General features: G+C 67.8%; 19 protein-coding genes. 1 reads left to right on the top strand and 18 read right to left on the bottom strand.

Annotated features, from left to right (window positions below; translation table 11 throughout):
- Positions 1–5 precede the first annotated feature (5 nt).
- Positions 6–296 carry a muconolactone Delta-isomerase gene (gene catC, locus ACTWJ5_RS20410; protein WP_064583587.1) on the bottom strand — a complete coding sequence of 97 codons (291 nt, stop codon included), beginning with the start codon at positions 294–296 and terminating at the stop codon, positions 6–8.
- Between the two features lie 21 nt (positions 297–317).
- On the bottom strand, positions 318–1,439 hold the full coding sequence (locus tag ACTWJ5_RS20415) for a muconate cycloisomerase family protein (RefSeq protein ID WP_116424922.1): 1,122 nt from the start codon (positions 1,437–1,439) through the stop codon (positions 318–320).
- 154 nt (positions 1,440–1,593) lie between these two features.
- On the opposite strand from ACTWJ5_RS20415, the gene ACTWJ5_RS20420 reads away from it, so the two are divergent.
- Entirely contained in the window at positions 1,594–2,466 is an 873-nt protein-coding gene (locus ACTWJ5_RS20420; protein ID WP_058072534.1) for a LysR family transcriptional regulator, read from the top strand.
- 9 nt (positions 2,467–2,475) lie between these two features.
- On the opposite strand, the gene ACTWJ5_RS20425 is transcribed toward ACTWJ5_RS20420, so the two are convergent.
- The 16 genes from ACTWJ5_RS20425 to ACTWJ5_RS20500 all read right to left on the bottom strand — a co-directional run bounded on the left by ACTWJ5_RS20425 (position 2,476) and on the right by ACTWJ5_RS20500 (position 23,133).
- The gene (locus ACTWJ5_RS20425; RefSeq protein ID WP_444436415.1) at positions 2,476–3,822 is read right to left on the bottom strand and encodes an OprD family outer membrane porin; all 1,347 of its coding nucleotides are present in this window, start codon (positions 3,820–3,822) and stop codon (positions 2,476–2,478) included.
- 43 nt (positions 3,823–3,865) lie between these two features.
- A complete protein-coding gene (locus ACTWJ5_RS20430; protein WP_444436416.1) occupies positions 3,866–5,371 on the bottom strand; it encodes an amidase in 1,506 nt (501 codons plus the stop codon).
- An 81-nt stretch (positions 5,372–5,452) separates the two neighbouring features.
- On the bottom strand, positions 5,453–6,781 hold the full coding sequence (locus ACTWJ5_RS20435) for an MFS transporter (protein WP_444436417.1): 1,329 nt from the start codon (positions 6,779–6,781) through the stop codon (positions 5,453–5,455).
- A gap of 158 nt (positions 6,782–6,939) precedes the next feature.
- Positions 6,940–7,713, bottom strand: a complete 774-nt coding sequence (locus tag ACTWJ5_RS20440) for a 1,6-dihydroxycyclohexa-2,4-diene-1-carboxylate dehydrogenase (RefSeq protein WP_116424917.1) — start codon at positions 7,711–7,713, stop codon at positions 6,940–6,942.
- Between the two features lie 103 nt (positions 7,714–7,816).
- A complete protein-coding gene (gene benC / locus ACTWJ5_RS20445) occupies positions 7,817–8,830 on the bottom strand; it encodes a benzoate 1,2-dioxygenase electron transfer component BenC (protein ID WP_116424916.1) in 1,014 nt (337 codons plus the stop codon).
- A 10-nt stretch (positions 8,831–8,840) separates the two neighbouring features.
- A complete protein-coding gene (benB, locus tag ACTWJ5_RS20450; RefSeq protein ID WP_444436418.1) occupies positions 8,841–9,326 on the bottom strand; it encodes a benzoate 1,2-dioxygenase small subunit in 486 nt (161 codons plus the stop codon).
- Positions 9,326–10,690, bottom strand: a complete 1,365-nt coding sequence (gene benA, locus ACTWJ5_RS20455) for a benzoate 1,2-dioxygenase large subunit (protein ID WP_444436419.1) — start codon at positions 10,688–10,690, stop codon at positions 9,326–9,328. The genes benB and benA overlap by 1 nt, the downstream gene beginning before the upstream one ends.
- A 792-nt stretch (positions 10,691–11,482) precedes the next feature.
- The gene (locus tag ACTWJ5_RS20460; protein ID WP_253392883.1) at positions 11,483–12,436 is read right to left on the bottom strand and encodes an AraC family transcriptional regulator; all 954 of its coding nucleotides are present in this window, start codon (positions 12,434–12,436) and stop codon (positions 11,483–11,485) included.
- Positions 12,437–12,668: 232 nt separating this feature from the next.
- Positions 12,669–13,082 carry a type IV pilin protein gene (locus ACTWJ5_RS20465; RefSeq protein ID WP_009619290.1) on the bottom strand — a complete coding sequence of 138 codons (414 nt, stop codon included), beginning with the start codon at positions 13,080–13,082 and terminating at the stop codon, positions 12,669–12,671.
- An 11-nt stretch (positions 13,083–13,093) separates the two neighbouring features.
- Positions 13,094–17,374, bottom strand: a complete 4,281-nt coding sequence (locus ACTWJ5_RS20470) for a pilus assembly protein (RefSeq protein WP_444436420.1) — start codon at positions 17,372–17,374, stop codon at positions 13,094–13,096.
- A gap of 23 nt (positions 17,375–17,397) precedes the next feature.
- Entirely contained in the window at positions 17,398–17,937 is a 540-nt protein-coding gene (locus ACTWJ5_RS20475) for a pilus assembly PilX family protein (RefSeq protein ID WP_444436421.1), read from the bottom strand.
- Positions 17,934–18,710 carry a PilW family protein gene (locus ACTWJ5_RS20480; RefSeq protein ID WP_444436422.1) on the bottom strand — a complete coding sequence of 259 codons (777 nt, stop codon included), beginning with the start codon at positions 18,708–18,710 and terminating at the stop codon, positions 17,934–17,936. The genes ACTWJ5_RS20475 and ACTWJ5_RS20480 overlap by 4 nt, the downstream gene beginning before the upstream one ends.
- Positions 18,711–19,256, bottom strand: a complete 546-nt coding sequence (gene pilV / locus ACTWJ5_RS20485; RefSeq protein WP_197887539.1) for a type IV pilus modification protein PilV — start codon at positions 19,254–19,256, stop codon at positions 18,711–18,713.
- On the bottom strand, positions 19,253–19,756 hold the full coding sequence (locus ACTWJ5_RS20490; RefSeq protein WP_444436423.1) for a GspH/FimT family pseudopilin: 504 nt from the start codon (positions 19,754–19,756) through the stop codon (positions 19,253–19,255). The genes pilV and ACTWJ5_RS20490 overlap by 4 nt, the downstream gene beginning before the upstream one ends.
- A 1,006-nt stretch (positions 19,757–20,762) precedes the next feature.
- Positions 20,763–22,112 (bottom strand): MFS transporter, encoded by a 1,350-nt coding sequence (locus ACTWJ5_RS20495; RefSeq protein ID WP_256511857.1) that lies wholly within the window; start codon positions 22,110–22,112, stop codon positions 20,763–20,765.
- Between the two features lie 178 nt (positions 22,113–22,290).
- Positions 22,291–23,133 carry an IclR family transcriptional regulator domain-containing protein gene (locus ACTWJ5_RS20500; protein ID WP_043266799.1) on the bottom strand — a complete coding sequence of 281 codons (843 nt, stop codon included), beginning with the start codon at positions 23,131–23,133 and terminating at the stop codon, positions 22,291–22,293.
- Positions 23,134–23,143: the final 10 nt, after the last annotated feature.

Below are 23,143 nucleotides of genomic sequence, written 5' to 3' on the forward strand. Positions count from 1 at the left end.
AGGGCTCAGCGGTCATCGGCATGGATGGAGGACGGATGGCGGCAGAGTCCGTCGACCTCGATGTCCATGTAGGGGAACAGCGGCAGTTGCATCAGGGTGTCGTGCAGTGCCTCGACGCTGGCGACGTCGAAGACGCTGTAGTTGGCGTAGTGCCCGGCGATGCGCCACAGGTGGCGCCACTTGCCCTCGCGCTGCAGGCGCTGGGCCAGTTCCTTCTCGTCGGCCTTGAGCTGGGCGGCGCGGGCCGGGTCCATGTCGACGGGCAGTTTCACCGTCATCTTCACGTGGAACAGCATGGGGCTTCTCCTCTCTCTAATTCAGGGGCGGCGGAAGCGCTTGAGGCGCTCCTCGTCCAGGCTCAGGCCGAGGCCCGGGGCGTTGGGCACCAGCAGTTGGAAGTCGCGGTACACCGGCGGCTCGCTGACGATCTCCTCGGTCAGCAGCAGCGGGCCGAACAGTTCGGTGTGCCAGGTCAGCTGCTTGAGGGTGAGGAAGGCATGGGCCGAGGCCAGGGTGCCGATGGCGCCTTCGAGCATGGTCCCGCCGTACAGGGCGATGCCGGCCGCCTCGGCGATCTGCGCGGTGCGCAGCACGGCGCGCGGGCCGCCGTTCTTGGCGATCTTCAGGGCGAAGATGCTGGCGGCGCCGTCGGCGGCCAGGCTGAAGGCGTCTTCGACACTCTCGATGGATTCGTCGGCCATGATCGGCGCCGGGCTGCGTAGGTTCAGGCGCACCTGGCCGGCGCGGTTGATCCGCGAGATGGGCTGCTCGACGAGGTCGATGCCGTTCTCGCCGAGCACCTGGCAGCCGCGGATGGCCTGGGATTCGTCCCAGTACTGGTTGACGTCCACGCGCACGCTGGCGCGCTCGCCCAGGGCGCGCTTGATCGCCACCACGTGCTTGAGGTCCTGCTCCAGCGGGTTGGCGCCGATCTTCAGCTTGAAGATGCGGTGGCGGCGCAGGTCGAGCATGCGCTCGGCTTCCTCGATGTCGCGGGCGGTGTCGCCGCTGGCCAGCGTCCAGGCCACTTCCAGGCCGTCGCGCACGCGGCCGCCGAGCAGTTCGCTGACGGCCAGGCCCAGGCGCTTGCCCTGGGCGTCGAGCAGCGCGGTTTCCACCGCCGAGCGGGCGAAGGTGTTGCCCTTGATGGCCTTGTCCAGGCGCTGCATGGCGGCGTTGATGTTGCAGGCGTCCTGGCCGATCAGCAGCGGCGCGAAGTGCGCCTCCAGGTTGGCCTTGATGCTTTCCGGGCTTTCGTTGCCGTAGGCCAGGCCACCGATGGTGGTGGCCTCGCCGAGGCCTTCGATGCCGTCGCTGCAGCGCAGGCGCAGGATCACCAGGGTCTGCTGCTGCATGGTGTGCATCGCCAGCTTGTGCGGGCGGATGGTCGGCAGGTCGACGATGATCGCTTCGAGGCGTTCGATCAGGGCTTGGGTCATCTCGGGTTCCATATCACGCTAGGCTGCTTGTCGAGGCCCGGCCGTCTGGTGCGGCCGATACCTTCCAGGTCTTTTGTTGCACACCGAAGGATTGCGCCAGCGGTGGCGAGCAGTCCAATATCATTGCCCTCTCGTTCCATACCCTGGAGGTATCATGGAGCTTCGACACCTGCGGTACTTCCAGGCGGTCGCCGAAACCCTCAACTTCACCCGCGCCGCCGAGCGCCTGCACATCGCCCAGCCGCCGCTGAGCCGGCAGATCCAGCAGCTGGAAGAGCTGCTCGGCGTCGAGCTGCTGGAACGCGGCCGGCCGCTGCGCCTGACCGAGGCCGGGCGCTTCTTCTACGAGCAGAGCGGCACCCTGCTGGAACAGCTGCAGAACATCTGCGACAACACCCGCCGTATCGGCCTGGGCCAGCGCCAGTGGCTGGGCATCGGCTTCGCGCCTTCGACGCTCTACGCGGTGCTGCCGGAGCTGATCCGCGAGCTGCGCGGCGACGCCGAGCTGGAGCTGGGCCTGCAGGAAATGACCACCCTGCAGCAGGTCGAGGCGCTGAAGAGCGGGCGCATCGACATCGGCTTCGGGCGCATGCGTTTCGACGACCCGGCCATCCACCAGCAGGTGCTGCGCGAGGACCCGCTGGTGGCGGTGCTGCCCACCGGGCACCCGCTGCTGGGCGCGCCGGTGAGCCTGCAGCGCCTGTCCCGCGAGCCCTTCGTGCTGTACCCGGCCAACCCGCGGCCGAGCTATGCCGACCACGTGCTGGCGCTGTTCGCCAACCACGGCCTGGGCATCCGCGTGGCGCAGTGGGCCAACGAGCTGCAGACCGCCATCGGCCTGGTCGCCGCCGGCCTGGGCGTGGCCCTGGTGCCGGCCTCGGTGCAGCAGCAGCACCGCCCGGACATCGGCTACGTCGCCGTGCTGGAGCCCGAGGCGGTGTCGCCGATCGTCCTCAGCCGCCGCGCCGGCGACGTCAGCGCCATGGTGCAGCGTTGCCTGGCGCTGATCGAGCAGGTCAACCGCTGAGCGGGCCACTCAGAGCAGCCTCAGGGGCGCGTCGATGATCAGGCGGAACTCCTCCAGGTTGCCCTCGATCTGCCCCGCGCTGGCGCGGTGCCAGATGTAGCCGGTCGACAGGCCGACGCCGCGCAGCGGCCCGGACTGCACGGCGTAGCTGAGCAGGCCGCCGACCTCGTAGTGGCTCTCGCCCTTCTGCCCCAGCACCGAGTTGTAGGCCGCGCGGGGGCCGCCGTTATAGCCGCTGCCGTCGATGCCCCAGCCCTTCACGTACCACAGCAGGCTCTTGAACCCCGGCAGGCCGTAGGGCGTCCAGTCGGTGCCGTAGCTGACCTGGAAGGAGCGCTCGTTGGGCCCGTTGTAGTACGAGAGCATGGCGTTGGGCAGGTCGAAGGCGTTGGACTCGGCGGGGAAGTCGAAGTACTCGTCGCCATTGATCTGCTGGAAGGCCAGCTTCAACGTGTGGTTGGCGTAGCCCGGCGCGACGCTCGCGCCGTAGGCCCGCTGGCTGATGCGCCCGGCGTTCTCGCGGCCGCTGGAGCGGGTGTCGTAGAAGTCCAGGCGCAGGCCCAGGTCCAGCTCGCCCAGGCGGTAGCGCTGCGCCCAGCCGGCGTAGGTGCGGTCCCAGACGTCGTCGAAGCGCGACAGGTAGAGGCTGGCCCGGCCCCGCTCGCCGAGGCGGTAGTCGCCGCCGGCATAGGCGATCCAGTCGCTTTCCACCAGGCGCGTGGTGAAAGTCAGGCTCAGGTCCTGGCTGCCGGCGCCGGTGCGCGGCGTGGCGCGCTGGAAGTGCCCGGCCTTGAAGGTCAGCCCAGGCAGGTCATAGCTTTGCAGCGAGAAGCCATCGAAGGAGGCCGGCAGAGTGCGGGTGTCGGCGTAGCTCATCACCGGCGTGCGAACCTGCTGGCGACCGAGCTTCGCCTCGGTTGCGCCGGCTTTCAGCTTGAGCGCGGCGATGCCCACCTTGCCCCACTGGTCCACCACCTCGCCGTCGCGCTCCACCAGCAGGCGGGTGCTGCCGCCGGCCACCGCTTCGCGGCTGCGTTCCAGGGCCACCGCGCCGTACAGCGAGAAGTCCATGCCCAGGCCCAGCTCGCCCTGGCTGTAACCGGACCGGTAGTCGAGCTTCAGGCCCTGCAGCCAGGCCACGCGGTCGCGCACCGGGCGCCCGCCCTCGTCGTCGGGCACCCGGAAGTAGCTGTCCTTGCGGGCGATTTCATGGGAGTACCAGTGGCGGGTGTTCAGCACCAGCGAGCTGTCTTCGAGCAAGCGGCGCTCGTCGGCCAGGGCCAGTTCGGCGGTGAAGGGCGCCAGCAGCGCCAGGGGGCCGGCGAAGCGCCGGGCCCGGGTTTCGCTTATGTGCATCGGGTCATGCCTCTTCATTGTTGTTGTCGTCTGGCATGGGCGCTCAGGCGGGCCCGGTCGGATAGGCGCGCGGCATCCGCGCCGCCGCCTCGATCACGGCGGCCACCTGGAAGCAGCGGTCCTCGCGGTAGTGGTCGGCGATGACCTGCACGCCGGCCGGCAGGCGCTCGCCCTGCAGGCCGCTGGGTACGCTGAGCGCCGGCAGGCCGCTGAGCGCGACGCTCATCAGGATCGCCTGCTGGCGCATGATCCGCGCCATGGCCGCGCCGCCCTGGGCATCCAGGCCCCAGGGCAGCGGCGCGCTGGCGGACACCGGGGCAATCAGCGCGTCGTAGCGCTGGAACAGCGCGCGCCACTTCACCCGCAGGTTGTTGCGGGTGGCCAGCGCCACGACGTATTCGTCCAGGCCGGTCTCCGGCGTCACCTCCAGCATGCCCTGCACGGCCGCCTGCAGCGCCTCGCTGCCCTCGCGCCGCATGACCGGCAGCAGCTGCAGGCGGATCTCGGTCATGACGATGCGCAGCCAGGTCTGGGTGGCCAGCTCGTGGTCCGGCAGGCTCACCGGCTCGACGCGGTAGCCGGCGTCCTCGAGCATCTTCGCCACCGCCGCCAGGTTGTCCCGCACCGAAGCGTCGAGGGGGATGCCGGGCAGTTCGTTGACCAGGCCGATCACCCGCTTCTCGCGCGCCTCGGGCGCCGCCACGGGGCTCACCCAGTTGGGGTCGGCGCCGCCGCTGCTGGCCATCGCCAGGAACGCCAGGCGCGCATCGGCCACGCTGCGCGCCAGCGGGCCCTGGGTGGATATCTGCTGCCCGGCGAAGCCCAGGCCGAGCCCGGTGGGAATGCGTCCGACGCTGGGGCGCAGGCCGACCACGCCGCAGGCATAGGCCGGGTAGCGGATGGAGCCGGCGATGTCGTTGCCGTGGGCGATCGGGCACATGCCCGCGGCCACGGCCGAAGCCGCGCCGCCGCTGGAGCCGCCTGGGGTGATGTCGGCGCGCCAGGGGTTCAGCGTGCGGCCGTACAGCGGGCTTTCGGTGTACCAGCGGAAGGAGAACTCCGGCGTGCTGGTCAGGCCGATGATGACCGCGCCGTTGTCCAGCAGGTTCTGCACCACCGGGCTGTTGTCGGCGGCGATGTTGTCGCGGCGCGCCAGAATCCCGTTGGTGTTGGGCTGGCCGGCGACGTTCTGGTTGATCTTGACGGTGACCGGCACCCCGTGCAGCGGCGGCAGCGCGTCGCTACCCCGCCGCTGGTCGGCGCGCTGCGCCGCGCGCAGGGCCTCGTCGCGCATCTCGTGGACCACGGCTTTGAGCCCGGGGTTGGCCTCGGCGATGCGCCCGAGGCAGCTTTCCACCGCCTCCCGGCTGCTGATGGCGCCGCTGGCGATGCCGGCGGCCAGCTCACTGGCCTGCCACTGCCACAGCGGCGCATCCGGCAGCGCGAGCGCTGCCTGCCCTTGCTTCACGCTGGCGGCCAGCGCGTTCCTGCCGAGCAGCAAGCCGGCGGACAAGGCCGCGGCACCGGTCATGAAATCTCTGCGTTGCATAGTGTTCCCTCCTTGGCTCCCGTCAGCGCGGAAGCCTGCGGCGGGCGCCGGAGTGGCCGGCCCCGCCCTTCCGTTGTCGGTTCAGGCCTGGGCTTCGGCCAGGGGCGCGACCACCCGCTCGCTGCGGCTGACCAGGTACATGGCCAGGGCCGCCAGCGCGCCAGGGATGGCGAAGGCCATGAAGTTCAGGTGCAGCGGCAGCTCGATGGCCAGCAGCGAGCCGCCCAGCAGCGGGCCGACGATGGCGCCGTTGCGGCCGATGCCCGAGGCCCAGCCCAGGCCCGTGGAGCGGATGGCCAGGCCATAGAACTGCGCGGCAGTGGCGTAGAGCAGGATCTGCGTGCCGATGGTGGTGGCCCCGGCGATGCCGATCAGCAGGTAGAGCACCGGCATCGGCGTATTGAAGCCCAGCAGGGTGATGGAAACGGCGGCGGTGACGAAGAACAGCGCCACCACCTTGGGCAGGTTGAAGCGGTCGCCCAGCCAGCCGCCGAAGATGGCCCCGAACATGCCGCCGAAGTTCAGCGCCAGCAGGAACGACAGGCTCGAACCCAGGCTGTAGCCGGCGTTGGCCATCAGTTTCGGCAGCCAGGAACTGAGCGCGTAGACCATCAGCAGGCAGCAGAAGAACGCCACCCAGAGCATCAGGGTGCGCAGCGCGCGGCCCTCGCGGAACAGCTCAAGCACCGGCGCGCCCTGCGGCTTGCTCTCGCCCAGGTGCAGATCGGCGGCCTCCTCCAGGGTGGTTTCCGGGGAAATGCGGCGGAGGATGGCGCGGGCCTGTTCGGTACGCCCCTGGCGTAGCAGGAAGCCCACCGACTCCGGCAGCTGCCAGAGGATCAGCGGCAGCATCAGCAGCGGCAGCAGCGCGGCGAAGAACATCGCCTCCCAGCCGAAGCGCGGCAGCATGTAGATGCCCACGCCGGCGGAGAGCATGCCACCCAGCGAGTAGCCGCTGAACATCACCGCCACCAGGGTGCTGCGCAGCTTCCTCGGCGCATATTCGTTCATCAGCGCCACCACGTTGGGCATCAGCCCGCCGATACCGAGGCCGGCCATGAAGCGGCAAATGCCGAACTGCGTGGGGTTGCTGGCGAAGCCGTTGACCACGGTGAAGCCGGAGAAGAGCACGAAGCAGATGGCGATGCCCTTCTTGCGCCCGACCTTGTCGGCCAGCGGGCCGAAGAACAGCGCGCCGGCCATCATACCGAACAGCGCATAGCTGCCCAGGGCGCCGGCCTGCAGCGGGGTCAGCCCCCACTCCTTCATCAGCACCGGCAGCACCACGCCGTAGATGAACAGGTCGTAGCCGTCGAAGATCAGCAGCAAGGCGCACCAGGCCATGACCATCCAGTGGAAGCGGCCGAAGCGCGCGTTGTCGATGACCTCGTGTACGTCGATTTTCCGCATGGCATCACTCTCTTTTTTGTTGTTGTGCGAGAAGCCGTTGGGGACCGCGTCGTGGGCGGTCCGTCTTTACGTAGGATGGCGTTGAGCGCAGCGATACCCATCAATGCCGGGCGATGGGTATCGCCTTCGGCTCAACCCATCCTACGAATGTGCGTGGTTCAACCCAGGTCGCCACCGCCTACCGGCAGGGTCACGCCGGTGATGTAGGAGGCTTCGTCGGAGGCCAGGAAGAGGATGGCGCCGACCTGTTCGTCGATGCTGCCGTAGCGCTTCATCAGGCTGCTGTTCACGGTCTGGTCGACGATCTGCTGGTACCAGACCTTCTCCTGCGGGCTCTGCTCGGCGGCGTTGCGCGGGATGCGCCGCGGCGGCGCCTCGGTGCCGCCCGGCGCGGTGGCGTTGACGCGCACGCCGCGCTCGGCGGCCTCGAAGGCCAGGCAGGCGGTCAGCGCGTTCACCCCGCCCTTGGCCGCGCCGTAGGGCACGCGGTTGACGCCGCGGGTGGCGATGGAGGAGACGTTGACGATGGCGCCGGCGCCCTGCTCCAGCATCGGCACCAGGGCGGCGCGGCAGCACCACAGGGTGGGGAACAGCGAGCGGCGCACTTCGGCTTCGATCTCATGCTCGGCGTAGTGCTCGAAGGGCTTGGCCCAGATGGTGCCGCCGACGTTGTTGACCAGGATGTCCAGGCGGCCGAAGCGCTGCACGGCTTCGTTGACCACACGCTGGGCTTCGGCGAATTGCTCCAGGTCGGCGGTGAGGGTCAGCACTTCGGCGTGCCGGCCGAGTTCGTCCTGCAGTTCGTGGACCAGCTCGGAGCGGTCCACGGCGACCAGGCGGGCGCCCTCTTGCGCCAGGCGCTCGGCGACGCGGCGGCCGATGCCCTGGGCGGCGCCGGTGACCAGGGCGACTTTGTGGGGGAATCTGTTCATGGCTACCTCACGGGCTCAAGGGGTGCTGTAGGAGCGAGCTTGCTCGCGAATGGATTCCGCAGCGGGGCTTGTTCGCGAGCAAGCTCGCTCCTACGAAGTGCGCTTACGCCGCACTAGCCGCAAACTTCTCGTAGTAGAAATTCGCCGGCGTGATCCCCTGCTCGCGGATGTACGCGCTCACCGCCTCGACCATCGGCGGCGGGCCGCACAGGTAGATGTCCACCTCGCCTTCGTTGAGGTGCGCAGGCGTGATGTGCTGGGTGACGTAGCCCTTGTGCGGGTAGCTGCTCTCGGGGTTGGCCACACAGGCGCTGAAGCTGAAGTTGGGGATGCGCGCGGCGAAGGCTTCGAGCTTGTCCAGTTCCACCAGGTCGAAGTCGTTGGTCACCCCGTAGATCAGGTGCAGCGGGTGCTCGCTGCCCTGCTCGGCGATCTTCTCCAGCATCGCGGTGAAGGGCGCCAAGCCCGTGCCGCCGGCCAGCAGCAGCAAGGGGCGCCTGATGTCGCGCAAGTAGAAGCTGCCCAGCGGGCCGGCCAGCTCCAGGCTGTCGCCGGCCTTGGCCAGGCTGGTGAGGAAGCTGCTCATCAGCCCGCCGGGCACGTTGCGGATCAGGAAGCTGACCTCGCCGCCCTTCTGCAGCGAGCTGAAGGAGTAGGCACGGCTCTGGCCGCTGCCCGGCACCTGCAGGTTGACGTACTGCCCCGGCAGGAAGGCCAGCTTGCTCAGCGACTCGCCCTTGACCGACAGCGCGATGGTGCTCTCGGACAGCTGGCGCACCTCGCTGATGGCCGCCTGGTAGCTGGCCTGCTGGGTCTTGCAGACGTCCGAGGCCGCCGGCACGCGCACCACGCAGTCGCTTTCGGCGCGCATCTGGCAGGTCAGCACGTAGCCCTGCTCGGCTTCTTCCTCGCTCAGCGCGTCCTCGATGTAGTCCTGGCCCAGGTCGTAGCGGCCGGCTTCGGCGAAGCACTTGCAGGTGCCGCAGGCGCCGTCGCGGCAGTCCAGCGGGATGTTCACGCCCTGGCGGTAGGCCGCGTCGGCGACGGTTTCGTCGGGGTTGGCGTCGATGAAGCGGGTGACGCCGTCTTCGAAGTTCAGTGCGATCGAATAGCTCATGGCGGCCACCTCAGATGTGGTAGATGTCGATGACCTGGCGGACGTAGTCGTTCTTCAGGACCACCTTCTTCGCCTTGATCAGCGGGTTCTCGCCGCGCAGGTCGAGGGTGTAGAAGCTGGTGCCGAAGTAGCTGTCGGTGGTCTTGTAGCGGAAGCTCAGGGTGTGCCAGTTGAAGCGCACCTGGCAGATGCCGTCTTCCTCGCCCAGCACCTCGATGTTGCCGATGTTGTGCGAGGTGCGGGTGTCCGGCATGGTCGCGCTGGAGCGTTCGGTCTTGATGCGGAACACGCGGTCTTCCAGGCCGCCGCGGTTGCCGTACCAGATCAGCGAGATTTCCCGCTGCGGGTCCTGGGTCAGCTCGTCGCGGTCGTCCCAGGCCGGCATCCAGAAGCTGGCGTCGCTGGCGTACAGCTCCAGCCAGGCGTCCCAGTCCTTGTCGTCGAGGTAGCGGGCTTCGCGGTAGAGGAAGTCGCGGACGGTTTCGTAGCGGCTCATCACACGGCCTCCTCGAGCGGAATGCGCTTGGCTTCTTCGGCGACCAGGGCTTCGCTCATCGCTTGCAGCCAGTACTTGTGCTGCAGCACGAACAGGCCTTCGTCCTCGGTGCGCACGCCGGACAGCTGCGGGTGCAGGTCGATTTCCTGCGCGGCGGCGTCGGCGCCGTCGATCCAGTGCGCGGCCCCGCGGGACATGTCGTTCCAGCCGTCGGCGCTGCCCTGGTAGGCCTGCTGGCAGGAGCGGAACTCCTCCAGGTCGTCCGGGGTGGCCATGCCGCTGACGTTGAAGAAGTCCTCGTACTGGCGGATGCGCTGGGCGCGGGCCTCCAGGCTCTCGCCTTTCGGCGCGATGCAGTAGATGGTGATTTCGGTGCGGTTGACGTCGATCGGCCGGGCGATGCGGATCTGCGAGCTGAACTGGTCCATCAGGTAGACGTTGGGGTACAGGCAGAGGTTGCGCGAGTTCTGGATCATCCAGTCGGCGCGGGCCTGGCCGAAGTCGGCGGCGAGCTGCTCGCGGCGCTCGAAGGCCGGGCGGTCCTCGGGGTTGGCCCAGCGCGTCCAGAGCAGCATGTGGCCATGCTCGAAGGAGTAGAAGCCGCCGCCGTGCTTGGCCCAGCCGCCGGCGCTCATGGTCTTCACTTCCTCGCCGGCCTCGCGCTGCTTGCGCTGGTTCTGGGTGGCGGCGTAGTTCCAGTGCACGGAGCTGACGTGGTAGCCGTCGGCGCCGTTCTCGGCGGTGAGCTTCCAGTTGCCTTCGTAGATGTAGGTGGAGGAACCGCGCAGCACTTCCAGGCCTTCGGGGGACTGGTCGACGATCATGTCGATGATCTTCGCCGACTCGCCCAGGTGCTCCACCAGCGGGCGCACGTCGGGGTTGAGGCTGCCGAAGAGGAAGCCGCGGTAGGACTCGAAGCGGGCGACCTTGGTCAGATCGTGGGAGCCTTCGCAGTTGAAGCTCGACGGGTAGCCGGCCTCGGCCGGGTCCTTGACCTTGAGCAGCTTGCCGGAGTTGTTGAAGGTCCAGCCGTGGAACGGGCAGGTGTAGCTGGAGCGGTTGCCCGACTTATGCCGGCAGAGCATGGCGCCCTTGTGGCTGCAGGCATTGAGGAAGGCGTTGAGCACGCCATCCTTGTTGCGCGCGATGAAGATCGACTGGCGACCGATCAGGGTGGTCAGGAAGTCGTTCTTCTCGGGAATCTGGCTTTCGTGGGCGAGGTAGACCCAGTTGCCTTCGAAGATGTGCTTCATCTCCAGTTCGAACAGGCGCGGGTCGGTGAACATTTCGCGCTTGCAGCGGTAGACGCCCTTGGCGGGGTCTTCTTCAAGCAGGGAACGCAAGTAGTCGATACCCAGGGTCATGGCCGGGGCCTCCGTTGTTATTGTTCAGGCAGGCTCAGGTTAGGGCTGGGTGGGCGGGGGGAATATCCGCTTTGTGCAGAGCGTTATCCGGTTTTTGCAGGGGGGGGTTGCGGGGTGTTTCGGGGGGCTTATGGGGGGCTTGATCCTGCCCTCGCACCTCACCCCCACCTTCGTCATTCCCGCGAACGCGGGAACCCAGAGACGTCTTGTTTGGGTGTGTTTGCGCCGCTTCGGCGTGCTCGGATGTTTCTTGTTTCGCCCCCTCGGGCGAGTCCCTTTTGTCAAACGCCACAAAAGGAACCAAAAAGGCTTGCCCCAACATACGGGCCCGATGAAGCCGGGCTACCCTCGCGAATTCCCCCGCCACGGAGGCCCGCCCCGAGGGTACGTCCCTGTAGCCCGCGGGGCTCTCGCGACATCCATGTCGCATGACCTCCTGAGCGCGGGTTTCGTTCGGCCTTCTGAAGGGGCGTTTCGGAGTGCGCGGATATTTCCCTGGAAGTCCCAGAGCAAACGCGCTTTTGCTTTTGCTTTTCGTAGGAGCGAGCTTGCTCGCGAACCGCCCGTCACTGGATTCCCGCGTTCGCGGGAATGACGGGGTTGAGTTAGAGGTTCCAGGATGACTCAGGATTCTCCCTTCACTCAGGACAGCCCCCTCTCCCTTCAGGGCGGGGCGCGCAGCCGAGGGTTGGGGAGAGGGCGCTCTTGAACCCAGCACCTACGCCCCCGGCAAACTCCGTTCGCGAGCAAGCTCGCTCCTACGAAGAGCGAAGAGCGAGGAGCCGCTCGGGCTCAGCCGCGGCGTTTGAGGGTTTCCGACGGCAGTTCGCCGAACTGCTGGCGGTAGCTTTCGGAGAAGCGCCCCAGGTGCAGGAAGCCGTAGTCCAGCGCCAGCTCGGTGACGCTGCGCACGTTACAGCTGGGGTCGGCGAGGCAGGCGCGGATGCGTTCGAGCTTGCGTTGGCGGATGTACTGGCGCGGGGTGGCGCTGGCGTGGCGTTCGAACAGGGCGTAGAGCGAACGCAGGCTCATCTTCGCCTGGCGGGCCAGTTCCTCGATGTCGATGTCCTGCCGCAGGTTGCGCCCTATGTAGTCGTCGATGCGCTCGAAGCAGGCCATGGGCGCGGCCAGGCATTCGCGGCTGACGTTGGTCTGCAGCAGGGTCAGCAGCTTGCTGGCGACGATCTGCTGGTAGTGCTCCTCGATGCGCGGCAGGCGCTCGCTGGATTCGGCTTCCATGCAGACCATGCCCAGCAGGTTGACGAAGCCTTCCAGCTCGCCCAGGCGGTAGCGGCTCTCGGTGAAGCGCGGGCCCTGGCGCGGGTGGGCCCAGCGCTGTTCGGCGCAGATGCCTTCGAGCACCGCGGTGGGGATCTTGATGATGAATTTCTCGCAGTCGTCCGAGTAGGTCAGGTCGACCGGATCGTCCGGGTTGATCAGCAGCAGCTCGCCGGGCTCCAGGTAGTGTTCCCGGCCCTGGCCGCGCCACAGGCAGTGGCCGTGCAGCAGCACCTGCAGGTGGTAGATGGTCTCCAGCGCCGGCGAGGTGACGCGCACGGCGGCGCCGTAGCGGATGCGGCAGAGGTCGAGGCTGGCGAACTTGCGGTGGTTGAGGCTGGCCTCGGGGCGGCCGTGGGCGGGCATGCGCAGGGCGTGGTTGCCGACGTGCTGGTTGACGTAGCCGGACACCGCGTAGGGGTCGGCTCGCTCGAATACCCGGCTGCGCTCGCTCAGCAGGTTCTCCATACAGGCACTCACTCTTGTTGTTGTCGTCCGCGCTCTTCGTCGCGGCTCGTGCCCGTCCAGTCTATGCCGGGGCCGGGATGGCGGGGCCCGGCAGAGATGGACGGTCGTGCGGGCCACCCCGGATCGGGGACGGCTGGCCCGCGTAGCGTCCGGCCACCCTAAAGGCCGGAAGGCGGGCGGCGCAATTCGACCTGTGGCGCAGTGTTCGCTTATCGCACGCTTTCGCCCCGGCTCATTGCCAGCAGCTGCTGGCCGTGCCGGTGCCGGTGGCGCCGCGGGTGCCGGCCTGGTCGAGGGTGAGCGTCAGGCATTCGCTGTCCCTGGCCTGGCTGCCGGTGGCCGTGGCGGTCAGGGTGTAGGTCGAGGCGCTGACGTTGGAGATGGCCAGGCCGTAGTACTGCAGGCTGGCGACGTAGCTGGTCATGTTCAGCGCCGCGGCGCTGCTGGCGTAGCTGTTGTTCTGCGCGAAGTAGCGCTCCTGCCGCGCCGCGGCCTCGCTGAGCAGCGCCTGGCCTTCGGCGCGGTGGCTGCGCAGCACGTACTTCTGGTAGCTGGGCAGCGCGATGGCCGCGAGTATCGCCAGGATGACCACGACGATCATCATTTCTATCAGGGTGAAGCCGCGGCTTCGCTGTGCAGGTTTCATCGCTGGCCCTTTCAGTTGGAATCGCTCGGCAGCACCTGCCAGCTGCGCCGGCCGCTGACCGTGCCGGTGTTGGTGGCCACGCCGTCGAGGGTATTTTCGGAGTTGCCCCAGGTGTAGCCGCCGGACAGGGTGATGTCGCCGCCGTCGGTGACGAAGCCGGATATCGACTCGTAGGTGCCGTCGCTGTTCAGGTCGAAGACGTTGTAGTCGGTCTTGCCGCCGCTCTCCGGGTCCACCGCGTAGACGGTGCCGGACAACCCCGCGGCGCAGGTGCCGGTCTGCGGCGTGGAGCTGGCGAAGATCAGGCTGGAGCCGTACAGCGTCATGTCGTAGATCAGCCGCTCGCCAGTGCGCGGGAAGTCGAAGTACCAGCCCCAGGTGGCGACGTTGGCGTCGGCGGTGTTGCCGCTGCTGTCGTACCAGGTGACGTCGCTCTCGCTCAGGGTGTAGGTGGTGGTGCCGTCGGTGGTGCCGGCGGTCAGCGTCTGCTGTTGCAGGTCGCTGCGCGTCCTGGCCGCGGTCAGCGAGGCGCTGGTGGCTTCGCCGGCGGTCTTGCGGTCCCAGATGCCGTAGACGCTCTGGGTGGCGGTGGAGGTCTTGTCCGAGGTGGTCAGGTAGCGGCCGGTGCCGAAGGCGACGATGTAGCCGGTGCCGCTGGGGTGCTCGACCAGGCTCGGCGCCGCGGTGATCGGCTGGCGCACGTTGCTGGCGTTGCGCGCCACGTATAGCGGATTGCCGCCGAAGGCCACGGCGAACTTGGCGTCGGCGGCGCTGGCGGTGAGCGGGCTGCTGGCGCTGGTGTCGATCAGGTCGAAGCGCCAGAGGTCGCCCAGCAGGTCGCCGGCATAAGCGTAGTCGGCGATGCCGTCGCTGTTCACGTCGGCCACGTAGAGCCGCGACAGGCCGTTGGCCAGGCTGTCGATCGCGCCAGTGTCGGTGGTGGTCAGGCTGGGGGTGGCGGTGATCTTCTTCAGCAGGGTGCCGCTCTGGATGTCGATGATCAGCAGCGAGGCGCTGTTGCTGCCGCTCTCGTAGCCGTTGGGCACCAGGGCCACCCACTTGCCGTCGTGCAGGCGGGCGATGCTGGGCTTGGCGGCGGTGTAGCCGAGGCTGGAGTCGTTGTCGCTGGTGAACTCCCAGAGCAGGCTCGGCGATGCCGGGTCGGTGATGTCCAGGGCGAACACCTCGCGGCCGCCGGCGCCGAGGCTGCCGAGCAGCACCTTGTGCCAGGCCGAGCCGTAGTAGACGTCGGCCACCACCGGAGTGCCATCGACGAAGTAGCGGTGCTCGGTGCCTTCGTCCTGGCCGTAGTCGCTGGCGGTGAGGATGTTCAGGTTGGCGATCACCGCGCTGGGGATGAAGGCGAACAGCTCGGCTCCGGTGCTGGCGTTGAAGGCATGCAACATGCCGTCGTTGGCGCCGACGTAGACCGCCGACGGCTTGGCGGCCTGCTCGCTGGCGTAGGTGGCGTAGCTGGTGCTGCCTTCCAGGGCGTCGGCCCGCGCGGTAATGTAGTCGGCGCCGCTGACCAGCACCGGCGAGGAGTTGACGATGTCGCCGAGCAGCGAGGAACGGCTGCGGAAGCTGGTGTTGCTGCCGCGCAGGAAGTCCACGCGGGTCGAGCCCTTGCTGTCGACCACGCCGGCGGCGGTGCGGTTGAGCGTGGTCTGCTGGGCGCTGCTGAGGTTGGCCCAGGTGAACGAGGTCAGGCTGCCGTTCTTGGCGAAGTAGATGTTGCGGCTGCTGGGCAACTGCGCCGAGGCCTTCCACAGGGTGGTGGTGGTCGTGCTGGTGGCGCCGCTGCTGGAGGTGCTCTTGACCTTCTGCTTCTTGATCAGGTCGCCGGTCCAGTCGCTGGAACTGAAGTTGGTGCTATAGACGTAGTCGCCGTCGTCCAGCGACTGCGAGTCCACCGCCACCGCGGTGACCGAGGTGTTGAGCTGGAGAATGTCGTCGAAGGCCGACTTCAGCTGGCTGGCCAGCTTGCTCGGGTTGCTCACCAGGAAGTAGTTGTCCGGGGTGCCGTCGCCGTCGGTATCCCAGGTGCTGAGGTCGCTCTTGCCGTACTTGGCGGCGTACCACAGCGGGTCCTGCAGGGTGGTGACGGCGGTGGAGGTGGATGGCGTGAAGGTGCGGGTGTGCGAGTCGGAGCGCCCGCTGATGCTCGCGCTGTTGTTCGCCAGGCCCGGCAGGTAGCTGCAGTTGGCGTTGGTCGCCGAGCAGTCGCCGGGGTACTTGCCGTCCGGGGTGTCGAGCTTGTAGCGCGTGGTCCCGCTGCCGCCGCCGGTGACCTCCAGGTAGACGCCGTCCTTGGTGGTGCCGGACATGGTGTAGCCCATGTGCGACTCGTAGGAGGCCACCGAATATTCGGTCTTGGAGGTGACCGACACGGTGCCGTCGCTGTTGGCCGTCACCGTGTAGAGCACGATGGCGTCCATGTCGTAGTCGCTGCCCTGGGCCGAGTCGTCGTAGACCACGCGGAAGGTGATGGTGCTGATGTTGCCGCTGCTGTCCTTGGTCAGGGTGTCGATGTAGAAGCCGGTGATCTGGCTGACCACGCCCTGGGTCACGTCCATGCTGAAGGGCACCAGCTTGAGGCTGCCCTTGCTGGTGGTGATCTTGATGTTGGGCAAGGTCGAGGACAGCGCGATGGAGAAGCTCTGCACCTTGTTCGAGCCGGCAGTGGTCAGCACCGTCTGGCTGCCGAAGTAGCTCACCGCGGCGGTGCTGTAGCTGCCCTGGCGCGTCGGCTCCTCGGCCAGGCCGCGGATGCTGGCGAAGCTGCTGGCGGACTTGGCGGTGGGCGCCGAGTCGTTGGTGGTGCCGGAGGATTCGCCGATGTTGACCTTGGCGCTGGCGCCCACCTCCTTGCTCCACAGGGTGGCGCCCAGGGTGGCGAAGTCGAAGCCGATGTCGTCGGTGGGCTTCACGTCGCTGCCCAGGGTGCTGCCGGGCACGTCCGAGTCGTAGCTGGGGTTGATGTCGCTCATCAGCGTCATGAACGGCCGTGTGCACGACGGATAGGTCGAGTAGGGGTTGCTCCAGGTGGATACGCTGGACAACCCGAGCGCGGTGTCGATGCTGCCCGAGGCATAGTTGCCGTTGAGCGCCTTGCCGGCGTAGTAGCGCAGGGCCTCGTAGGCCATCTCGCCCAGCGGGTTGCCCCAGTCCGGGCAGCTGCCGTTGGTCAGCGGGTTGAGCAGGGTGCCGCTGCTGCAGCGCTGGTAGTACACCAGGCGGTCGAGGTTGGCGACGATGCCGCTGTTGTTCACGTAGCAGCGCGAGTTCAGGCAGCCGGTGCCGCTGGTGGAATCGGTGAGGAAGCGCCCGGTGCTGGCGGTGTATTCATCGCCGAAGCTGGCCGGCGCCTTGCGCAGCACGCCGCCACGCAGGTTGTTGGTATAGGTGCCGGTCATCAGGCCGAAGTACATCTTGTTCGAGGCGCCGTAGTCATGCAGCACCCCGGTGGGCTTGTAGACGCTGCCGTACTGCACGCAGTTGCTTTCCAGCAGGCCGCTGACGCAGGCCTGCACGCGCACGGTCATGTCCGGGCTGGGGGTGACGCTGGTGCTGGAGGAAATGGTGTTGGTGGCCTGCGGGTCCTCCCGCGAAACCCAGTTCCAGATGCGGTAGCTGGTATTGCTGATCACCCGCAGCTTGGGCACGGCGCTGCTGCTGTAGCCGGTCAGCGTGGACGTGCCGCTGGCCGGCCGCGAGGTGTTGGCGAAGAGGATGTACTTGCTGCTGTCCGGGACGCTCAGCGGCGCGTAGTCGGCGATGTTGTAGCCGTCGCGGGCGACGCTCTTGTATTCCTTGCCCCAACTGTGCGCGTCGTTGGGGATGAAGGCGCGCTCCAGCACCGTGGCGGTGGCGCTGTCGGTGGAGCGGTAGCCGCCGTAGAGCACCTTGCGCAGCACGTCCAGGCGCGACATGGTCAGGTAGTTGAGGAAGTCGCCGCTCCACTGGCTGCTGCATTTCTTGGTGCTGGTGACGCTCTTCGGGACGAAGACGTTGTTGCTGCTGTCGTAGCTGTAGCACTTGTACGAGTCGAAATAGCCGGTGTAGTCGATGCTCGGCTTGTAGTAGATGTCCAACTGGCCGTCGCCGTCGATGTCCGAGGCGTCGTTGTAGGCCGGGAAATAGAGCTTCTGGTCGCGGCCGACCACCAGCATGTTCATCGGCGGCGCGATGTTGCTGACGAACAGCGGCGTCTGCGCCAGCACCGAGGCCCGGGCTCCGGCGCACAGCAGGCAGGACAGCAGGAACAGCGCCAGCATGCGCAGCGGTTTCATGGCGGGGAGCCTCCTTGCGGGCCTCATGGGATCACCAGCGCGGTGCTGGAGCGCAGGCACAGGGTATTGGCGGCGCAGCCGGTGGCGCTGGCGCTGTCCTTGTAGGCCTGGGCGTTGACTTCGTAGTAGTAGGTGCAACCGGACTGGCCCTTGGACAGGTAGGCGTTGGCGCTGCCGCCGGAGCCGCCCTTGCAGCTGTTGCCGATGTAGCGCAGGTACCAGCGCGCGTTGCGCGGCAGGCTGGTGGCGCCGTCCAGCCCGGTGTAGGCCGTGGCGCCGGAGAAGTCCGCGGCATAGCTGCTGGCCAGGCCGGTGTAGCAGGGGCTGGACGACGAGCAGGCCTCCAGCGCGCGGCTGCTCTCGCTCACCCTGCCCTCGCCTTCGCGCAGGGCCGACTCGGCGGCGCTGGTCAGCCGTTGCAGTTCCAGGCGGTTGCCGGTCATCCGCCCTTCCAGCTGCATCTCGCGCATGCCGCCGACCGCCAGCAGGGTCAGCACCAGCAGCATCACCAGGGCGACGAACAGCACGGCGCCGTGTTGCCGCCCATGCACAGAAATAGTCATGGCATCAGGTTCCTCAACATGCTGCTGCCGCTGACGATGCGCCGCAGGGTGCCGTCGCCGTCGGTGCAGGCGCTGCCGCCGCTCAGGGTCGTCCAGTTGGCGCAGGTGGTGGTGCTCATGCCGCCGGTCAGGTTGCTCCCGCTGCTGGCCAGCAGCAGCGTGTAGCGCAGGCTGCGCACGGTCTGCGCGCTGCCCGGGCTGGCGACATACTTGGCGACCTGGCGGGCGTTCTCGTCGGTGCCGGTGTCCACGCCGTAGTCGAAGTGCACCGCCGCCACGTTGTCGGCCAGCACGCTGCCGTTGCAGCTGAGCTGGCCGCTGGCCAGGCCGATCTTCTCCACCACGTCGTTGCCCGGGCTGAAGGTCGCGTAGGGCGTGGTCAGCCCCGGCACGCTCGCCAGGGAGGCGCCGGTGCAATCGGTGTCGGCGGCGTCGCGCGGCTGGTAGCGCAGGCACAGGGTGTTGGCGTCCACCCGCACCAGCGCCTGGCCGGCGGCGAAGCTGCAGCCGTTCGTGCTCTGCGCCGGAAAGGCGGTGCTCATGCGCGCCGACGGCTGGCGCCGGTAGCCGGCCCGGGACAGGCGCGCGTCCAGCACCTGCTGCAGGTAGCGGGCGTTGTCGAGGTTCTCGGACTGGCCGGCGAAGTAGCGGGTGCGGGTGCTGCCATCGAGGTACATCTGGGTGACGCCCAGTATCAGGAACAGGCCGAGGGTCATGGCCACCATCAGCTCGACCAGCGAGAGGCCAGCCTGGCGGCGGGAATGGGCGGGCATTCAGGGTTCCTCGCGCAGCACGTAGTGGCAGATGGTCGGGTCGCTGCCGGGGCTGGCCTCCAGGCACTCGCCGGACTTCACCCGCCAAGCGAGCTGGATCTCGATGGCCGAGCCAGTGCCGCTGCAGGTGCTGGCGCCGTTGCTGCGGCAGATGTGGAAGTCGCTGCTCATCAGGCTGGCGGCATCGGGCAGCGCCTGCTGCACCCGCTGCGCCCAGCAACCCAGGCGCTGCGCAGCGCTCAGCGCAGCCAGCGAGGCGCAACTGCTCGGCGCCGCCGGGAAGGCGCTGCCGGTGGCCTTGTAGTAGTCGGAGCTGGCCGGCGGCGTCAGCGGCGTGCCGGCGTCCTGGGCGGAATAGAGGTCGGTGCGGATGGTCTCCATCAGCTCGTCGGCCAGGGCTGCCGCCGTGCCTCGCACCGCCATGTCCTGGGAATAGGCGATCGCCCTGCCCTGCATGGCGAGCATGCCCAGCACGCCGACGCAGATCACCAGCAGCGCCACCAGCACTTCGATCAGGCTGAAGCCGGCCAGGCCACGGCGCGTCATTGGCTGCTCCCCGAGCCAAAGCTCATGTAACCCGAAGCGGCGACCTTGATGCTGTAGCTGCTGCCGCTCTTGCTGCCGCTGAGGCTCAGGCTGGCCACCGCGGCGCTGCCGTCGGCATGGAAGGTCAGTGCGCTGACGCTGCTGCTGACGCCGATGCTGGTGGGCAGACTGAGGCGCTGCGACACCAGGCTGGAATCGAGCGAGGCGCAACTGCCGGCGCGCACCAGCAGCCACTCGTAGGCGCTGCCGTTCTGGCACAGGCTGGTGGCGGTGCGCGTGCTCACGGCATCGGCGCGGGCGGCCTGGAGCAGGCGATAGAGCGCCGAGGCGGAAGACTTCACCCGGCTGGACTCGATCAGCGAACCGAAGGCCGGCACGGCGATGCTGGCGAAGATCGCCACCAGGGCGACGACCACCATCAACTCGATCAGGGTGAAAGCGCGCTGACCACCGGCCCCCTCCCTGGGCGCAGGTCTGCGCGGGTGAATGAAAAAGCTCATGGCCCGAACCGCTCGAACGACAGTTGCGTGAAACCCCGGCCGAAGGCCGGGATGCGATGGGCCTATTGTCGTGCCGGCGTTAGCGGCGGCATGTGTCCTTAATTTTTCATCGGCGATACATTCGCTACCGCTCGCAGGTGGGGGGAGACCGCTCGTCTGGTGTCATCTTTGGGGGCGGAAGAGGATGGCTCTTCGTAGGAGCGAGCTTGCTCGCGAACAATGGTTACCGGTGACGTAGGTGTTGGGTTCAAGAGCACCCTCACCCCAGCCCTCTCCCGCAAGCGGGAGAGGGGGCTGTCCTGAGTGAGGGGAAAACTCAGAGTCATCCTGATACTCCCATCTCCCCCTCGTCATTCCCGCGAACGCGGGACGCGGCTCCATCGCGAACAGCGCTTGCGCTGGCCCGAAGGGGAATAATCCAGTGACTGCGGGGTTCGCGAGCAAGCTCGCTCCTACGAAGAGCAAAAGCAAAAGCGCGTTCGCTCTTGCTTTTGGACTTCCAGAGAAACCTCCGCGCACTCCGAAACGCCCTTCAGAAGGCCGAACGAAACCCCCGCTCAGGAGGTCATGCGACATGGATGTCGCGAGAGCCCCGTGGGCTACAGGGACGTACCCTCGGGGCGGGCCTCCGTGGCGGGGGAATTCGTGAGGGTAGCCCGACTCTGTCGGGCCCGTATGTTGGGGCAAGCCTTTTTGGGTCCTTTTGTGGCGTTTGACAAAAGGGACTCGCCCGAGGGGGCGAAACGAGAGACATCCGAACACTCGGAGCGGCGCGGTACACCGAGCAAGAAGGCAGCTGGGTTCCCGCGTTCGCGGGAATGACGAGGTGAGGTTAGGGGTGGGAGGATGGCGCCTGACCGACGCGTCGCTCAGGACAGCCCCCTCTCCCTTCAGGGCGGGGCGCGCAGCCGAGGGTTGGGGAGAGGGAGCGGAGTTCCCCCCGAAACACCAATGCAGCCGGGAAATGCCATTCGCGAGCAAGCTCGCTCCTACAGTCCCCCCGGCCTCAAGTCGCATCAGCGTGACTAACCACCCCCTTGATCACCACCGCCACACTGGCAATCGCCGCCGGCACCACCAGGGCAGTGAGCACCTGCTCGAAGTTCCACCCCAACCCCAGCAGGGTAGCCCCGATCCAGGCCCCGAGGATGGCACCGAAGCGTCCAATGCCAAGCATCCAAGACACCCCGGTGGCACGCCCCTGGGTCGGATAGAAGCGCGCCGCCAGCGAAGGCATGGCCGACTGCGCACCGTTCACACACATGCCCGCAGCCAGCACCAGGCCCGCCAGCAGGCCTAGGGTGCCCAGGCTCTGCCCCACGCAGTAGGCGAAGACACCGGCCAGGCAGTAGAAGATGCCAATCACCTTGTGCGGGTTGAAACGGTCCATGGCCCAGCCCACCGCCACCGAGCTGAGCACCCCGCCAAGCTGGAACAGCGCGCCGATGAAGGCCGCCTGCTCCAGGCTGGCGCCGCTGTCGCGCATCAGGGTGGGCAGCCAGCTGGTGAGCAGGTAGACGATCACCAGGCCCATGAAGTAGGTCAGCCACAGCAACAGGGTGCCGGCGCTGTAGCGGCCGGCGAACACCACCTTGAGCACGTTGCCGCTGGGCGCGCTGCCCTGCTCCGGCACGCTGAAGCCGCCGGCCATGGCCACCTCGGCCGGGGCTATCGGTGCCAGTGCCTTGCGCACGCGTGCATCGCCGCGGTTGCGCACCACCAGGAAACGCGCCGACTCCGGCAGCCACAGCAGCAACACCAGGGCCAGCGCCAGCGGCAGCACGCCGCCGAGCAGCAGCAGGCTGTGCCAGCCGAAGGCCGGGATCAGCTTGGCGGAGATGAAGCCGCCGCCGGCCATGCCCAGGTTGAAGCCGCAGAACATGCTGGTGACCAGCAGCGACTTGAGGCGCTCGGGGGTGTACTCGGCGAGCAGCGTGGTGGCGTTGGGCATGGCCGCGCCCAGGCCGACGCCGGTGAGCAGGCGCAGCACCAGCAGTTGGTCAAGGTTGGCGCTGAAGGCGCAGAGCACGCTGAACAGGCCGAACAGGAACACCGCCGCCACCAGCACGACCTTGCGCCCGAAGCGGTCGGCCAGCGGGCCGGAGCCCAGGGCGCCGAAGACCATGCCGATCAGCGCGGCGCTCATCACCGGGCCGAGGCTGGCGCGGTCGATGCCCCAGTCCTGGGTCAGCGCCGGGGCGATGAAGCCCATGGCAGCGGTGTCGAGGCCGTCGAGGAAGACGATGAGGAAGCACAGCAGGACGATGCGGTACTGGTACGCCGACAGCGGCTGGGCATTGATGAAGGACTGGACGTCCAGGGTGCCGGTGGACGGCAGGGTGGCGGAACGGGTCATGCGGCGATTCCTGCAGGCGGACAGGAATGAGAGCGCCACCGGGGCATGGACCGGCGGCCGTCACTCATTGTTGTTATTCGATGCCCTTGCGGGCGGACGGCCCACAGTACGAATTGCCTGTCAGAGCTTCAATTCGATAATCGCCATTGCGGGCGGTTATCGACCACAACCCTGGTGCTCAGTGGAACAGCCGCGTGCTCAGCTCCCGGCTGGCCTCCAGCAGCACCGGCAGGAAGCGCGTCTCCAGCTCCTGGCGCGACACCCGGCCGACGTGGGTGCCGACGTTCAGCGCCGCCAGCACCTGGCCGGCGGAATCCTTCAGCGGCACCGCCACCGAGCGCAGGCCCATCTCCAGTTCCTGGTCGATGATCACCCAGCCCTGCCGGCGGATCTCGGCGATGCTCGCGCGCAGGCCCTCCGGGGTGCACACAGTGCGGCTGGTCTTCACCTGCAGGTCGGCGTGGGCCAGATAGTCCTCCAGGGCCTGGTCGTCGAGCCCGGCCAGGAGGATGCGGCCCATGGACGTGCAGTAGGCCGGCAGACGGCTGCCCACGCTGAGGTCCACCGAGATCAGCCGCTGCGGCGTGGCCGAGCGGGCGATGTAGAGAATCTCGTCGCCCTCCAGGGTGGCCATGGAGCAGGCCTCGCGCAGCTGCTCGCTGACGCGGTCCAGCAGCGGCTGCGCGGTGACCGCCAGCGGCGTCGAGGACAGGTAGGCATGGCCGAGGGTCAGCACCTTGGGCAGCAACGAATAGGTGCGCCCGTCGGTGGTCACGTAGCCCAGCTTCATCAGCGTGTGCAGGCAACGGCGCACGGCGGCGCGGGGAATCTCGGTGCGGTGGCTGACCTGGGCGATGGTCAGGTGGCGCTTGCGCTCCTGGAACGCATGGATCACCGCCAGGCCACGGGCCAGCGAGGTCATGAAGTTGGGGTCGCCGGTGAAGGCCTCGATGCGCTTGGCCGGCGAAGCGACGATGGGCGGGGCCAGGGTGGCCTGGCTGGCGGAATGTTCGTCGGTCATGGCGAGGTCC

Origin of the sequence: Pseudomonas sp. A6 (genome assembly GCF_052367875.1) — a bacterium.
Classification (GTDB): Bacteria; Pseudomonadota; Gammaproteobacteria; order Pseudomonadales; family Pseudomonadaceae; genus Pseudomonas; species Pseudomonas citronellolis.